This window comes from Oryzibacter oryziterrae (assembly GCF_021864535.1).
Lineage (GTDB): Bacteria > Pseudomonadota > Alphaproteobacteria > Rhizobiales > Pleomorphomonadaceae > Pleomorphomonas > Pleomorphomonas oryziterrae.
Map to the genome: position 1 here is coordinate 25,639 of NZ_JAKJIC010000009.1, position 14,814 is coordinate 40,452.

Genomic DNA, 14,814 nt, shown 5'->3' on the forward strand with positions numbered 1-14,814 from the left:
ACAGCCCGGCTGTCCGAGGAGCAACCGGGCTGAAACAGCTTGAGATTTTCCGGGCCATGGCCTGTCGGCCATCACTCGGCGTCACGCACTGCGCACAGACGTGAAGAAGCCCTGGACCGAAGACCGCAGCACGTCGGCCTGCCCTTCGAGATCACCCGCCAGGGATGCCACCTTTCTGGCAACGTCCGAGCTTGCCGAGGTCGCCCCCTGAACGCGGGTGACCGCAGACATGATCGCGTCAGCCGACTGTGAAGCAGCGTTTGCATTGTTGGCAATTTCGCGCGTCGCAGCCCCCTGCTCCTCGACAGCCGCGGCGATGGCAGCACCGATGCGCGCCACTTCCTCGACCGTTCCGGCAATGCCGGAAATGTCATCGACCGATTGCTGCGTGGCCTGCTGAATGGAAGAGATCTGGCCGGTGATCTCTTCTGTGGCCTTGGCAGTCTGCGACGCCAGCGACTTCACTTCGCTCGCCACAACCGCAAAGCCCTTGCCGAGCTCACCCGCCCGGGCCGCCTCGATTGTGGCATTGAGCGCCAGAAGATTGGTCTGCGCTGCAATGTCGGAGATGAGCTCGATCACCGAACTGATCTGCCCGACCGCCGTGGCCAGACCCTTGATGTTGCCGCTGGTGCGCCGGGTTCCCTCGACGGCCTTGTCGAGAACCACGCGCGACGTCTCCGCTTGTCGGCCGATTTCGGCGATCGAGGCATGCAGTTCCTCAGTGGCCGCTGCCGTCGCGCCGATCCCGCCCTGCGTTTCACGCGAGGCGGCCGAGATACCCTTGGCTTGTCCCTCGACCTCGCCGACCTGCGTCGTGAGGCGGTCCGAGGTATCGCCCATGTCCTTTGACGCGGACTGCAGGCGATCGAGCAGCTGGGCCACCGAACCGTCGAACGAGGCGATCGCGGACTCCACCTTTTGCTGCTTCTCGACGATCTGCTTCATCAGCGTCTCACCGTATACGGAAACGGCGATATCCATATCCAGAAGAATGGCGCTGTTGACGGCCGCGATCAGCTGCGCCGTTTTCCGGCCGGAAAAGCGGTTTGCTTCTCCAAGGATACGAATGATGTGGCCGACGACCAGATTGTAGCCGGCAATATAGAGATGCGGTTCAAGCCCGATACGCACATGCGCCATGCCCACGCGCTGAACGCTGGCAAAATAGTCGGCGTCGAACTTGGCAGAGAACAACCGCTCCCAATGGGTCGACTGGGCCGACTTCAACGCCGGAACCCGCCCCGAAACCATCTTGGCCATGGCGGGATCGCGCTGCCATTGAGCGTAGAATGAGTCAAGGATTTCGCCGAGTTTGGGTTTGATCAACTCCCAGGCGGTGCGGATGTCCTTACGCTGAGTGTCGCCAATACCAAACGTCGTCGTATGACCCGAAAAAGATGCCTCAATGCTCATCGAGCTCCCCCCCAACCAAGCAACCAGATAAACCAATCCTAGAGAGGAATGGCTAATAAATATGAAACAGCAATTTTTTCGTTTCATCGCAAAATCATCGGAAAATTGACTATGAGTATACGCAGGTAAACTAAGCAAAGTTGAATTTTCTTATATTTGAAAATCAATAAAATGCACCATTTCTATCGGTAAAAATTGCAAGTTGGCAACTTCGGATAAAGCCTCTGATTTGTAACCAACAGACAACCAAACACCACGAAAAACGTATATGTCACGACATCAAATGCCGAGTTCTAGAGCAGATACAGACTTTCTCACATAGCACGTCAAAAAGCCGCATCTCCAGACGTGGAGAAGAATGAAAAAGCCGCCATAATCTCCCTCGCGAGACACAGGTCAACTAACAAGGCGAACAAGCCGCCTGAAAAACCTTTGGTAGTCGCAATAAAAAGGGGAGGAACAACAATATGAATCTTGTCACGGCGCTAGCCATCGTCATCGGCGTCCTGGGAGCGATCGCCACTTATGTATTTCTTGGTCCGGCAGGAGGGCTTGGCCTGCAGATCTGGGCATGTTTCATTGCCTGGGCGGCCTTCTTCCATTCGGGTGGCAATGAAGCAGCCCTGAAAACCAACATTCCCGCCCATATCTGGGGAAGCATCTGCGCCACGCTGGCCTTCCTGCTGATCACCAAGGTCGGGATTGGCGACCTGCCGCTGACAGCCGCGATCTGGGTCGGTGCGACTGTGATCCTTCTGATCCTCGGGGCGCACTTGCCATTGCTCTCCGGGATTCCTGCGGCGGTCTACGGCTATGCGTCGACGGCAGCCTTCTGCATCCTCAAGGGGGCAGACGTCAGTGACGGACTTGCCAACCTGATCTCCGGAGGTATCGGCACCAATCCGGCCATTACCATATCCCTGTCCATGGTCATCGGTTCACTGCTGGGCTATCTTTCCGGCAAGATCGCTGGTGCCATCGCGAAGTAGCAGAACCAACGGGCTTCGGGCCGGCACGACGCCGGCCCGGTCTCCGGACTGAAAATGCGGAAATCAGGACGGGACTTCCGCAATTCTGCGCAGTGACGGAATGGAATTTTTCGCGATAATAACGGATCTTGCCTGCAGCCTTCGCCGACAGAGTTTCAAGGGTGGAACAAAGAGCGATGGCTTCAGATCGAAGCGTGTGCGGCCGCCAGTTATCGAGCAGGTTGCCATGACGCTGTCGGCGGGTGATTGAGCGGAGTATTTCCATGCGCAGCGCCGGATTGCCCATTGCCGCCATCGTCTACCCCGAGGGAAGCCCGGTGGATGACCTGCTGGCCGATGCCGTTGCCCGCATGCGGACAGCTGGTGTGCGTGTCGCAGGCTTCCTGCAGGCGCACATGCCGACCACCGATCAATGCTGCGGCGCCATGCTGTTGACCGATATCGAGGATGGCACCCAGATCGACATTTCCCAAAAGCTCGGACCGCTCTCGTCGTCCTGCAAACTGGACTCGGCGGCATTGGCGGAAGCTGCGAGCCGCCTCGACCGCATCGTCGCCAGCCGTCCGGACCTGCTTCTGATCAACCGCTTCGGCAAGGCCGAAGTGGAGGGCCGCGGCCTGCGCTCAGGCATTGAGCAAGCCATTCTCGGTGGTGTGCCGGTGCTGCTGTCGGTCCGCGCCGATTATGCCGTGCCCTTCCAGGTGTTCCACGGTGGCCTCGGGGAAATATTGCCCGCCGATATCGAGGAAGTCTTGCGCTGGTGCCGTACGGCGACCGGACTTGCCGGCCTGCAAGCCGCCGAGTAGCCACGCACCTTCACCCCCGGGCGACGAAGCCCGCCACCAACTGCCGCGTCTCCGGATCGCCCATGTTGCAGGCCATCACCTGCGAGGCGTCCGCATAGGCGGCTTCCAGCGACACCCCCATCTGCCGATGGAACAGCGCCTTGCCCATGGCGATGGCGGCCGGCAGCTTGGCGGCAATCGCCCGTGCGGCCTCCGCGACCGTTTCATCAAGACGATCGGCAGGCACAGCAGCGTTGATCAATCCGATCTCCACGGCGCGCGGTGCCAGGATCAGCTTGCCGGTCAGCGCCAGTTCCAGCGCCTGTTTGGCCGGGACCGCCCGTGACAGCGCTACCGACGGCGTTGAACAGAAAAGCCCGAGATTGATGCCGTTGACACCGAACTTCGCCGTCTCCACCGCATAGGCGAGATCGCAAGTGGCAACCAGTTGGCATCCGGCCGCGACCGCCGCACCCTGGACGCGCGCGATCACCGGCTTGGGACAGGCGCGGATAGCCGCCATCAGACGGCTGCAGCGCAGGAAGTGCGCTTCATGCCAGGCGGTGTCCTCGTGCTCCAGCATTTCCTTCAGGTCATGCCCGGCAGAGAACACCTTGCCCGCACCGGTCAGCACCAGCACGCGCACTTGAGGATCGGTGGCCGCCGCCAGCACGGCGGCCTCCAGGGCATCCATCATCGCCGCCGACAAGGCATTGGCCTTGTCGGGACGATTGAGGGTCAGCGTGGCGATGCCGTCTGCCACTTGGGAAAGAACGAGATCGTCCACGCCGGCCTCCATCACGCCTTGAACTGGTCGCGCAGCTTGAACTTCTGGATCTTGCCAGTGGAAGTGCGCGGCAGATCGGCGAAGACGAAATGGCGCGGAACCTTGTAGTGGGCGAGATGCTTGCGGCACCAGTCGGTCAACTCGTCCGGCGTCACTTCCATGCCGGGCCGCAGCTCGACGAAGGCGCAAGGCGTTTCGCCCCACTTCTCGTCGGGTTTGGCCACGACGGCGGCATTGGCCACCGCCGGGTGCTTGTAGAGCGCATCCTCCACCTCGATCGAGGAGATGTTCTCGCCACCCGAAATGATGATGTCCTTGGAGCGATCCTTGAGCTGGATATAGCCGTCGGGATGCATCACGCCCAGATCGCCCGAATGGAACCAGCCGCCTGCAAAGGACTCGTTGGTGGCCTTGCGGTTCTTGAGATAGCCCTTCATCACCACATTGCCGGAGAACATCACCTCGCCGATGGTTTGCCCATCGGCCGGCACCGGCTGCATGGTGTCGGGGTCGAGCACGGTCAGGCGTTCGAGCGTGGTATAGCGCACGCCCTGGCGCGCCTTCTTGGCGGCCCACTCGGCCGAACCGAGCGCATCCCAGTCGGCATTCCATTCGTTGACCGTCGACGGCCCATAGGTCTCGGTCAGGCCATAGAGATGCACGACGTTGAAGCCCGCATTCTTCATGGCGGCGAGCACGGCCTCCGGCGGCGGGGCGGCGGCGGTCAGGAAGGTGATCTGTCTGGAGACCGCCTTGCGTTCCTCCTCCTTGGCATTGAGAATGATCGACATGACGATCGGCGCGCCGCACATGTGGGTGACACCATGTTCCGAAATGGCGTCATAAATGGCGCTTGCGCGCACCTGTCTGAGACAAACATGCGTCCCTCCGACTATGGAAAGCGCCCAGGGGAAGCACCATCCATTGCAGTGGAACATGGGCAGCGTCCACAGATACACCGCCCCATTTGGCATGTTGCAGGTCATGATGTTGCCCATGGCCAGCAAGAAGGCACCGCGGTGATGATAGACCACGCCCTTGGGATTTGACGTCGTACCCGAGGTATAGTTCAGCGAAATGGCGTCCCACTCGTCACCAGGCACGCGATAGGCGTAGTTTTCATCGCCTTCGGCCAGAAACGCCTCATAGTCGAGTGAACCAAGACGCTCGCCGGTCTGCGGATATTCGAGGTCGTCGTAGTCGATGACCAGCGGCTTGACCTTGCACAGCGCCAGCGCTTCCTTGATGGGCTTGGCGAACTCGCGGTCGGTGATCAGCACCTTGGCCTCGCCGTGATCCAGCGTGAAGGCCAGCGTCGCCGCATCGAGACGGGTGTTCAGTGTGTTCAGAACCGCCCCGCACAGCGGCACGCCATAATGGGCCTCGATCATCGCCGGCGTGTTGGCATGCATCACCGCCACCGTATCCCCGCGCCCGATGCCCCTCTTTGCCAGCGCGGAAGCCAGCCGCCGGCTGCGCAGACGCAGGTCGCGATAGGTTTCGCGCAGATTGCCGTGAATGATCGCGACCCGATCGGGGAACACGTCAGCGGCGCGCTCGAGATAGGTCAGCGGCGTCAAAGGCTGGAAATTGGCCGGATTCCGATCGAGATCGATATCGTAAATGCTGCTGGTCATGGAACTGTGCTCCTCCGCGAGCGACCGTCTCCCCCGATCGCCCGATGATGGCCAAGGTGTGCCAGTTGGACGCAGCAACTGTCCAGACCGACTTCCGGATTAGCACCTACCGAAATACAAACGCCCGGTGCGAAACACCGGGCGTTTGCTGCACTCATTCAGCGGCATGCGGTAACTGATGCTGCGGATCACGCGGCGGAGCGTCACCGTTGTCCGACACCAGCCTTGGCGCCATGGGTACCGGTGGTGGCGGTGCCGATTCCACCGTTGCCGGAGGGTTTGACGGTGGGGCAGCCTCCGCTTCCACAACGGGCTTGGGCTTGCGCACGTGGGCGTATGGATTGTGCGCCAGCTGCTCATGCGCATGCGCGTCCACATCATCCTCATCGGCCTCGTTGGGACGCACCAGGCGGTGGAACACGGCGGCAATGCCGCGGCTGATCATGTTCATCACCATGTAGAAGGACGGGATGAACACCAGTGACAGCAAGGTGGACACCACGAGGCCACCGATCACCGCGATGGCCATAGGCGAGCGGAACTCGCCGCCCTGCCCGATGCCGCGGGCTGCCGGCAACATGCCGGCCACCATGGCAATGGTGGTCATCACGATCGGTCGTGCCCGCTTGCGCCCAGCGTCGATCATCGCCTCCGTCTCGCTCAGACCGTGCTTTTCGCGCTCCACCGCAAAGTCCACCAGCATGATGGCATTCTTGGTCACGATGCCCATCAGCATCAGGATGCCGATGATCACCGGCATCGAGACGGAATTGTTGGTGATCAGCAAAGCACCCACCACGCCGCCCACGGACAAGGGCAGCGTGCCGATGATCGTTGCCGGCTGGAAGAAGCTGTTGAACAGCAGGATCAGCACAATGTAGACGATCGTGATGCCGGAAATCATCGCCACGAAGAAGCTCGTGAAGATTTCCGCCTGGATCTCGGCGTCATCGGTATCCTGGATATGCACCCCGGCCGGGAAGGTCTTGACCGCCGGCAGGCTCTTGATGAGATCAAGCCCCTGGCCCGACGTGTAGCCCGGCATCATATCGGTGCCGACCTTGACCAGACGTTCGCGGTCATAGCGATCGATGGTCGATGGCCCCTGGCCGAAGGAAATGTCGGCCACTGCGGCGAGCGGCACTGCCCGGCCCGCCGTGGTCGGAACCTTCAGGGCCGCCAGCGTATCGAGCTGCCCCCGCGCCCCATCCTGCAACTCCACACGGATCGGGATCTGGCGATCCCCGAGCGTGAACTTGGCCAGGTTGGACGACGCGTCGCCCACGGTCGCCACGCGCATCGTCTGCGACAGCGTCTCCGCCGTGACCCCGAGCTCGGAAGCAATGTCGCGCTTGGGCCGGATCTGGATTTCCGGACGCGCAAACGACGACAGCGCGGACGGGTTCGACAGCATCGGCTGCTTGCGCATGTCGTTTTCAAGCGACGCGGCGGCCTTGGCAACGTCGTCGCCATTTTTGCCCAGTACGCCGAGCGTCGCCTCGCGGTCGCCGCGGTCGTTGACGAAGAAGAACCGGATATCCGGCACGGTCAGCAGCTTTTCCTGCACGACCAGCTGAACTTCCTTCTGCGACAGCGTGCGATCGGTCTTTGGCACCAGATTGACGATGACGGCCGCGCGCCGCGTTTCCAGTGTCCCTGTGGGCGATGTGCCGCCCATGACGAACACACTGGAGACCTCGGGAATGGTGTGCATCAGCGTCGAAATGTCGTCGGTCGTGGCCGTCGTGTCATCCAGCGTCGCACCAGGCGGCAGCTCGATGGACGTCACGATGCGCGCCTCGTCGGCGAGCGGCATGAAGCCGTCCGGCAGGTTCTTGGCTTGGCCAAGCGCCAGCACGAAGGTTGCCAACGAGAGCACAATGGTGATCGCCGGCATGATCGGCAGCTTGATCGCACGTCCGCGGACATGCACCACAGGCGACCACAGCGTCAGGCGGAGGAACCCGGTATACCCGCGGATGATGATGCCACCCTCGTGATCCTCCGTGTGCGGACGGTTGAACCAGGCCAGGAACAGACCAGCCACGACAACGCCGGCGGCGGTGTAGAGGGCCGCCCGGCTCCAGCCGAAGCCGGCCAGCATCGCCGCACCGCGATCGAGCAGCGCAAGCGGGCCCCAATGCGCGGCCAGAGGCCCGTTGTCCAGGACCCACATGGAACCAAAATAGGCTACCAGCCCCACCGGCGCCAGGAAGACGATGTTGCGCAGCGCCGTCTTGGCAAAGCCGCGATAGAGCGGATGCCCGTCCGTGCCGTCGCCGAGATAGGGCGCCTTCATGAAATAGGCCGCCATCATCGGCGTGATCAGGCGCGCCACCAGCAGCGAGAAGAACACGGCGATGGCGACCGTCAGGCCGAACTGCTTGAAATACTGGCCGGGAATCCCCGCCATGAAGCTGACCGGCGAGAAGATGGCGATGATGGTGATCGAGATCGCGATCACGGCGAGGCCAATCTCGTCCGCCGCTTCCAGCGCCGCCCGATAGGGCTTCTTGCCCATTCGTATGTGGCGAACGATGTTCTCGATCTCCACGATGGCGTCATCGACCAGAATACCCGTCACCAGCGTGATGCCGAGCAAGCTGACAAGGTTGAGCGAGAAGCCCAGCATATCCAGCGCCCAGAAGGTCGGGATCGCCGACAATGGCAGCGCCACCGCCGAAATGATCGTCGCCCGGAAGTCGCGCAGGAACAGCAGCACCACGATGACGGCCAGCAACGCGCCTTCCATCAGCGTGTCCATGGCGCTTTCATAGTTGCCATAGGTATAGACAACGGCGTCGTCGATGCGGTGCATCTTGACGTCGGGATACTGTTTCTCAAGGTCCTCGACCTTGGCCCGCACCGCATCCGACACCGACGCATCGGACGCACCCTTGGCCCGATAGAGCGCGAAGGCCACCACCGGTCGGCCATCCAGGCGCGCAAAGGACTTGGGCTCTTCCCAAAGATCCGTGATCGTCCCCACGTCGGACAGGCGGATTTCGCGTCCGTCGCCCAGGGGAATGCGGGTATTGGCCAGATCGTCCATGGACTTGGCGCTCGACAGCGTCCGCACGGCCTGCGTCTGGCCGCCCACCTCGCCCTTGCCACCAGACAGGTCGATGTTGTTGGCCTTGAGCGCGGAGTTGACCTGCGCCGCCGTGACGCCGAGCGACATCAGCCGCGTCGGATCCAGTTCGACACGGATCTCCCGCTTGACGCCGCCCATGCGTTCGACACGCCCGACACCCTTGAGGCTCTGCAGCTCGCGGATCACCACGTCGTCGACGAACCAGCTGAGTTCTTCCGGCGTCTTGGCCGGCGATTGCGCCGCATAGGTGAGGATCGACTGCCCCTCGACGTCGATGCGGCGGATGATCGGCTCGTTGATCGCGCTGGGCAGATCGCCGCGAATCTCGGCAACGGCGTCCTTGACGTCATTGAGCGCCCGGTCGGTGTTGACCTCCAGCTGGAAGATCACGGCGGTCGTGGACTGACCATCGGTGATCTGCGAGGTGATGTGCTTGACGCCCGTCAGGCCGGAGATCGCATCCTCGACCTTCTTGGTGACCTGCGTCTCCAGTTCCGAAGGCGCGGAGCCGGAGTCCGTGATGGTCACGGAGATCACGGGAACGTCGATGTTGGGGAATTTGGTGATCGGCAGGCGGGTGAACGACCAGGCGCCCAGTGCCAGCAGGCACAGGAACAACAGGATCGGCGGAACCGGGTTGCGGATCGACCAGGCAGAAAAGTTCCAGTTCATCCCTTGGCCCCCGTAACCTTGGCGATCTCCGCCTTCACATGATCGCCGGCGCGCAGGAAGGTGCCGGCCCGCAGCACGACGACGTCACCTTCGGTCACACCACTCTTGATTTCCACCCGTCCGGCATCGCTGATGCCGAGATCAACCGGACGCGTCTGGACGACGCCATCCTTGTCGACAATCTGCACAGAGGTCTCGTCGGACAGCGTGTTGACGGCTGACACCGGCAGCACCACACCGCGCGCACTCGCAACCTCGACCACAGCACTGGCGAAGGAGCCGATCTTGAGTCCGGCGTCCGATGGCAGCGCAATGCGCGCCTTGCCAAGACGGGTGGTGGCGTCAACCAGTGGATCCACCAGACGAATGGTGCCTTCGATGGCCACATCCACGCCCGACGGCGTCACCTTCACCGTCTGCCCGGCCTTGAGGCGCGGCAAGGCGGTTTCGGTAACCTCGGCGTCCAGTTCGATCTTGCCGTCCTCGGCAATGACGAACATCGGCGTGGCCGACGACGCGGCAACCTGGCCGATCTTGGCGGCGCGGGTCAGAATGACGCCAGCTTTGGGCGCAATGACATCGGTCTTGGATTTGCGCAATGCGATCTCGGCGCGCTGGGCGTCCAGAAGCTTGCGCGCAGCCTCGGCCACCGCAAGGCCCTGCTTGGCAACCGCAAGTTGGGCATTGGCGGCATCGGCGGCAGCGACGCGCTGATCAAGCGTATCCTGCGACGTCACGCCCTTGCCGGTCAGCGTCCGCGCGCGATCAAGGGCAGTCTGAGCCTGAGTGGCCGATGCCTGCGCGGACAGGATCTGTGCGGCAGCCTGCGCGATCTGCGCCTCAGCCGAGGCAATCTGCGAGGCGTTCTGGGCCAGCGCCACGTCGATGGTGTCGGTGGCGAGCCGTGCCAGCACCTGCCCGGCCTTGACGGTATCGCCAACGTCGGCAAGCAGCGCTTCGATCTTGAGCCCCTCGACACCGGGCGTCACAGAGACTTCTTCGCGCGCGACAAGCGTGCCCGTGACGATCACCTTCTGGGAGAGATCGTCGGTGGCGGCGGTAATGACCGAAACCGTGGGGACATCCGGCGACGCCGCAGCCGAGGTGGGGGCCGGATCGGCCGCCAGGGCAGGCGCCGCAGTTCCCAGGACCGCCAGTGCGACAATCGTCATCCAAGTGCGTTTCATGATCTACCACCCAAAGTTCCCACGCGATCAGGGAACACAAACATTGCCAATTTGTAATGAACCGTCAGATGGGGCAGCCACCGGCTTCAGCCAAGAGGCGGAGCGCCCGAAACCTCACATTTATTGCAGCACAGCCGCGATAATTCGTGTCAGCATCCTTTCGGTTCCTGCAAGATCCAAACCGCTTTCGCTGCCTGCGCGCATGGCCAGTCCGTCGCCGACTGCAAGAAGTGTAGACGCGACCAGTTCAACGTCGACATCGCCGCCAAACTCTCCTTTGGCTTGCGCTTCGGAAAGAACGGCGATGAACTCGGTACGTATCTCCTGCTCGATCCGCTTGAAGCCGACCGTCCCGCTGCGCAGTCCCTCGACAGCAACCTCAAGCTTGAGCTGAAGGCACTGCTGTTCCTCGAGGCCACGCAGATAAGCCATGCCGCAGGCGAGCAGGCGATCATGGATGCGCCCTTCACCATGCAGCAAGGCGAGAGCCCGTGCGCCCCGACGCGCCTCCTCGTCGACGATCGCTTCGATGATCGACTCTTTCGACGGGAAGTAGCGATAGAGAGCGCCTGGACTCATTTTTGCCGCCGCGCAGATCTGCTGCATCGACGCGTTGTGAAACCCTCGAAGCGAAAAGCACGCGCGTGCAGCCTCGAGAATGCCCGCACGACGGCGATCCTGCGACGACAACTCTTCTTCCCGACAAAGCTCGGTCACCTGCAGGACGTCATGCATGCCAGTCCAGATCCAATCGAGAGCGAACGTTCGTTCGCATTAACGCGCAGACCGGCCGCGCCGTCAAGGCACTGCGCCTCAACGGCCAGAGACTCGTGCAGGAGAATGAAAAAAGGCGAAAGCGGCGCCTACGGCTGATTGCATCCGCAAGACGCAGGACTCGCATGGCGGATCATCGTACCGAGGAAAGGCAAAACGTGGTTAGCAATCCATGAATGAACGCCTGCCGACCCCGATCGGAGCACGTCCCGACCGGTATCAAATGATCCGGGACCGAGGCGCGCATTTCCATTGGCGGATCATCCATTTGGGATGATTGGCCACCCAATCGGCCGCGGCGACCTGACCGAACTGGACGCAGGCGATTGGGCCACCATCAAACGAGAGCTTCTCATCTCGGCACTGGGTTGGGGACGACTGCATGCAGACGAGCAAAACGAGTTCGAGCATTGGAGAGTCCTTTGCTGTGAAACTCGAAGGGAAATGCACGACATGTGCCAAATTGTCACAGGACGATCGCTGGGGGAAAGGCCGTTTGCGAAGAGGCAGGGAAGCCTCCAACGCCGCCGCCGCCAATCGACCGACATAAGATAAATTCCCGAAGACCGAATACGGATCAAGTTGTCAAAGCGGTGTTTCCGCTTGCCTCGGTCAAACAAGAGGTTCAAACTCTTCTTGTAGTCAACAGCAGATAGGGGTGTGATCCGGTGAAAAAGGCAAATGGATCGCCTATTGTCACAAGGTCAGGATGCACCATGAACCAAGGAGTATTTTGGTCATTCTGATCTCTATGGGAAATGTCCTGAATAAATCAGAACCCACCGAAGAACTGTCTCCAGAATCGACGGCATCAGCAAAGGCGGATGTTGTCGAAAGCATGTGACTGACAATCGCGATCCGAACGACTTTGGCTCTGCAAATTCTGCCACTTTCTCGGGCACCCTCACGAAAATCAAGCAACTGATGGCTTGAGGGGTGACCCGATCAACGGACGGGACCAGACCTGCGCAGCGAAACATCCCTCCCCCTGACAGATCGGGAGGCCCGGTCGCATGAACGAACAAGGACCGGAATGGCGATCAGCGAAGGCCCCGACGGGTGCCGCCACGACAGGCACCCAGATTCTGAAACGGCCAAGGGGCCACCGCAAATCCAGCGGCGGCCCCTTTCGTTTTGGACGGACAGGGTCAGGACTTGAGGCCGTAGGCTCTTGCAAAGGCGGCCAAGCCTTCGTCGACCATCGATTCGATGGTCTCTCTCGACGGATTCGGATCAATGGCAAACAGGGAGCGCTTCAGTACATCCGAGGTGCACAGGGCGATGAAGTGGCGCGCGGCCGCCTCGGGATTGGAACACTCCATGCGCCCCGCGGCGACCATGTCCTCAAAATAGGCAGCCAGACGCCCAACTCCACGCTGGGGACCGGCGTTGAAGAACACACGCCCAAAGGCGGGAAACTTCTCGACAGCGCCCAAGACCATGCGGATGGACGACGTGTGATCGTGCATGGACAGAAGTTCGCAATAGTTGATTGCGATCCTGCGGAGTTCTTCATGCAAGCTGGCGCCGCTTGCATCGAAGGTGATCAGATTTTCCGCAAGTATCTGCTTTTCCTCGACGATCAGCGCCTCGAACAGCACGTCCTTGCTGGCAAAATACACATAGAGCGTCCCCTTGGAGACACCCGCCGCCTTGGCGATGGCGTCCATGGAGGCGCCTTCATATCCCTTGGCCAGAAACACTTCCCGCGCCCCGACCATGATCTGGCGGCGCTTGTCGCTGTCATGCCCAGGGGCTTCGACGGCCACATGGGCTGTTGTTGCATCACTCATCACCTCAACCCCTGCCTGATCGAAACGGCTGAGCCATTCAACAGGCCCTTTTGTCGTTCGACCGCTTTCCGTCCGCTCATTGACCGCTAGCCAGGATGATCCGCAAGCAAGGCCCGGGAATCACCCTCTCAGAATAGTGAACCACCGGCTTTGCGCTGAGTCCGTTCGCACGCTGATTGCGAGCCACCCGGAAGACAGCGCATTATCACGATTTTATGATCACTTATCTTGAACCATGTGACCAGAATTTCGCGCCGCAGCATATTGACCGAACCGTTCAGTCATGCGATATCACGGTCAGACCTTAGGGGCAATACGGATAACGTATCCCCTCAAATAATGACCGAACGGTTTGGTCATTCCTTCAATCGAACGCCCAGAACGCGCCGCTGGCCGAATGCCAGGAGCGGATAGGGACCCTTTTTGGAGCTGAACCATGGCAAAGCGCGACGTTGAAGCTGGGGGAGCAGGCGGAGCCGTCCTCGAAGGCCCCGCCCCGCATCAGCCCTCCGAAGCGCCCAAGGCAGCGGCTCCGGCTGCGCCGGCGACGCCAACGCCCCAACCGGTTCGACGCAAGAAGTCCGGGATCGGACGCAAGCTGGTCTTGCTCGCCCTGCTCGGCGCGGCGGGCTACTACGGCTATCGCACCGGCGAAGCCTGGTGGACCGAAGGCCGCTTCATGATCGAAACCGACGACGCCTATGCGGCCGCCGACATCACCATGGTCTCGGCCAAGGCGTCGGGCTATGTCACCGACGTCATCGTCAAGGACAACCAGCCCGTCAAGGCGGGCGACGTGATCGCTCACATCGACGACGGTGACTACAAGCTGGCACTCGTCCAGGCAGAAAACGCCCTTGCCGGCAACGTGGCGACCATCGCCCGCATCGGCAAGCAGGTGGCGGCCGCCAACGCCCAGGTGGCCCAGGCCGAAGCCGGCGTCGCCTCGGCAAAGGCCAATCTCGCCTCGGCGCAGGCCACGTTCGATCGCCAGACCTCGCTCGTCGCTTCCAAGGTGTCGAGCCAGTCGCAACTCGATGATGCCCGCGCTGCCCGCGATGCCGCCGCCGCCAACGTGCAGTCGGCCGAAGCGGCGGTCACCGTCGCCGAAGCCAACATCGCCGTGTTCCAGGCGCAGCAGGTTGAGGCCGAACAGACCGGCAAGACGCTTGCCACCGCCGTCGACAAGGCCAAGCGCGACCTGAGCTTCACCGAAATCCGTGCGCCGATCGATGGTGTGCTGGGCAACACCGCCTTCAAGATCGGTACCTATGTGACGCCCGGCCAGCAGCTTGGCGCGCTGGTGGCACTCGATACGGTGCACATCGACGCCAACTTCAAGGAGACCCAGATCGCCCAGCTGGTTCCGGGCCAGAAGGTCAAGGTGACCGTCGACGCCTTTGGCAGCAAGAGCGACATCGAAGGCACGGTCGACAGTCTGTCGCCGGCCACCGGTGCGGTGTTCAGCCTGCTGCCTGCCAACAACGCCACCGGCAACTTCACAAAGGTGGTGCAGCGCCTGCCAGTGCGCATCGCCTTGCCGAAGGACGTCGTTGAAAGCGGGCGCCTGCGTCCCGGCCTATCGGTGGTGGTTGCGGTCGACAGCCGGACGACGCCAGCGGCCAAGTAATCCGCTGCCACAACAGCTTGCGGCGCTGACAGGCTTCTCCATGTCCTTGC

The 14,814-nt window shown here is 61.6% G+C and carries 11 protein-coding genes; 3 read left to right on the forward strand and 8 right to left on the reverse strand.

Going from position 1 to position 14,814, the window contains the following annotated elements:
* Window positions 1-81 precede the first annotated feature (81 nt).
* Window positions 82-1,503, reverse strand: coding sequence for a globin-coupled sensor protein (locus tag L2I41_RS11120; protein WP_237153625.1), 1,422 nt, complete (start codon window positions 1,501-1,503; stop codon window positions 82-84).
* Window positions 1,504-1,883: 380 nt separating this feature from the next.
* Between L2I41_RS11120 and L2I41_RS11125 the strand changes: the two genes are divergently transcribed.
* Together L2I41_RS11125 and L2I41_RS11130 are read left to right on the forward strand one after the other, a co-directional pair.
* The gene (locus tag L2I41_RS11125) at window positions 1,884-2,405 is read left to right on the forward strand and encodes a DUF1097 domain-containing protein (RefSeq protein ID WP_237153626.1); all 522 of its coding nucleotides are present in this window, start codon (window positions 1,884-1,886) and stop codon (window positions 2,403-2,405) included.
* Between the two features lie 263 nt (window positions 2,406-2,668).
* A complete protein-coding gene (locus L2I41_RS11130; RefSeq protein WP_237153627.1) occupies window positions 2,669-3,211 on the forward strand; it encodes a DUF2478 domain-containing protein in 543 nt (180 codons plus the stop codon).
* A 10-nt stretch (window positions 3,212-3,221) separates the two neighbouring features.
* Here the strand turns inward: L2I41_RS11130 and L2I41_RS11135 are convergent, their stop codons facing one another.
* The 7 genes from L2I41_RS11135 to L2I41_RS11165 all read right to left on the reverse strand — a co-directional run bounded on the left by L2I41_RS11135 (window position 3,222) and on the right by L2I41_RS11165 (window position 13,134).
* Window positions 3,222-3,977 carry an enoyl-CoA hydratase gene (locus L2I41_RS11135; RefSeq protein ID WP_237153628.1) on the reverse strand — a complete coding sequence of 252 codons (756 nt, stop codon included), beginning with the start codon at window positions 3,975-3,977 and terminating at the stop codon, window positions 3,222-3,224.
* Window positions 3,978-3,988: 11 nt separating this feature from the next.
* Window positions 3,989-5,614, reverse strand: coding sequence for an acyl-CoA synthetase (locus L2I41_RS11140; RefSeq protein WP_237153629.1), 1,626 nt, complete (start codon window positions 5,612-5,614; stop codon window positions 3,989-3,991).
* A gap of 154 nt (window positions 5,615-5,768) precedes the next feature.
* Window positions 5,769-9,380 carry an efflux RND transporter permease subunit gene (locus tag L2I41_RS11145; RefSeq protein ID WP_237153630.1) on the reverse strand — a complete coding sequence of 1,204 codons (3,612 nt, stop codon included), beginning with the start codon at window positions 9,378-9,380 and terminating at the stop codon, window positions 5,769-5,771.
* On the reverse strand, window positions 9,377-10,567 hold the full coding sequence (locus L2I41_RS11150; RefSeq protein WP_237153631.1) for an efflux RND transporter periplasmic adaptor subunit: 1,191 nt from the start codon (window positions 10,565-10,567) through the stop codon (window positions 9,377-9,379). The genes L2I41_RS11145 and L2I41_RS11150 overlap by 4 nt, the downstream gene beginning before the upstream one ends.
* Before the next feature lie 120 nt (window positions 10,568-10,687).
* Complete coding sequence (locus L2I41_RS11155; protein WP_237153632.1) at window positions 10,688-11,302, reverse strand: TetR/AcrR family transcriptional regulator; 615 nt, start codon at window positions 11,300-11,302, stop codon at window positions 10,688-10,690.
* Window positions 11,303-11,560: 258 nt separating this feature from the next.
* Window positions 11,561-11,752: a hypothetical protein gene (locus L2I41_RS11160; RefSeq protein ID WP_237153633.1), complete on the reverse strand. Its 192-nt coding sequence runs from the start codon at window positions 11,750-11,752 to the stop codon at window positions 11,561-11,563.
* A gap of 737 nt (window positions 11,753-12,489) precedes the next feature.
* Window positions 12,490-13,134: a TetR/AcrR family transcriptional regulator gene (locus L2I41_RS11165; protein ID WP_237153634.1), complete on the reverse strand. Its 645-nt coding sequence runs from the start codon at window positions 13,132-13,134 to the stop codon at window positions 12,490-12,492.
* A gap of 436 nt (window positions 13,135-13,570) precedes the next feature.
* On the opposite strand from L2I41_RS11165, the gene L2I41_RS11170 reads away from it, so the two are divergent.
* Window positions 13,571-14,764: an HlyD family secretion protein gene (locus tag L2I41_RS11170; protein ID WP_237153635.1), complete on the forward strand. Its 1,194-nt coding sequence runs from the start codon at window positions 13,571-13,573 to the stop codon at window positions 14,762-14,764.
* Window positions 14,765-14,814: the final 50 nt, after the last annotated feature.

Excerpts from the sequence above, each read along its gene's own strand:
- L2I41_RS11120 (WP_237153625.1), bottom strand. The coding sequence starts at position 1,503 with ATGAAACGAAAAAATTGCTGTTTCATATTTATTAGCCATTCCTCTCTA.
- L2I41_RS11125 (WP_237153626.1), top strand. The coding sequence starts at position 1,884 with ATGAATCTTGTCACGGCGCTAGCCATCGTCATCGGCGTCCTGGGAGCG.
- L2I41_RS11130 (WP_237153627.1), top strand. The coding sequence starts at position 2,669 with ATGCGCAGCGCCGGATTGCCCATTGCCGCCATCGTCTACCCCGAGGGA.
- L2I41_RS11140 (WP_237153629.1), bottom strand. The coding sequence starts at position 5,614 with ATGACCAGCAGCATTTACGATATCGATCTCGATCGGAATCCGGCCAAT.
- L2I41_RS11145 (WP_237153630.1), bottom strand. The coding sequence starts at position 9,380 with ATGAACTGGAACTTTTCTGCCTGGTCGATCCGCAACCCGGTTCCGCCG.
- L2I41_RS11150 (WP_237153631.1), bottom strand. The coding sequence starts at position 10,567 with ATGAAACGCACTTGGATGACGATTGTCGCACTGGCGGTCCTGGGAACT.
- L2I41_RS11155 (WP_237153632.1), bottom strand. The coding sequence starts at position 11,302 with ATGCATGACGTCCTGCAGGTGACCGAGCTTTGTCGGGAAGAAGAGTTG.
- L2I41_RS11160 (WP_237153633.1), bottom strand. The coding sequence starts at position 11,752 with ATGCTCGAACTCGTTTTGCTCGTCTGCATGCAGTCGTCCCCAACCCAG.
- L2I41_RS11165 (WP_237153634.1), bottom strand. The coding sequence starts at position 13,134 with ATGAGTGATGCAACAACAGCCCATGTGGCCGTCGAAGCCCCTGGGCAT.
- L2I41_RS11170 (WP_237153635.1), top strand. The coding sequence starts at position 13,571 with ATGGCAAAGCGCGACGTTGAAGCTGGGGGAGCAGGCGGAGCCGTCCTC.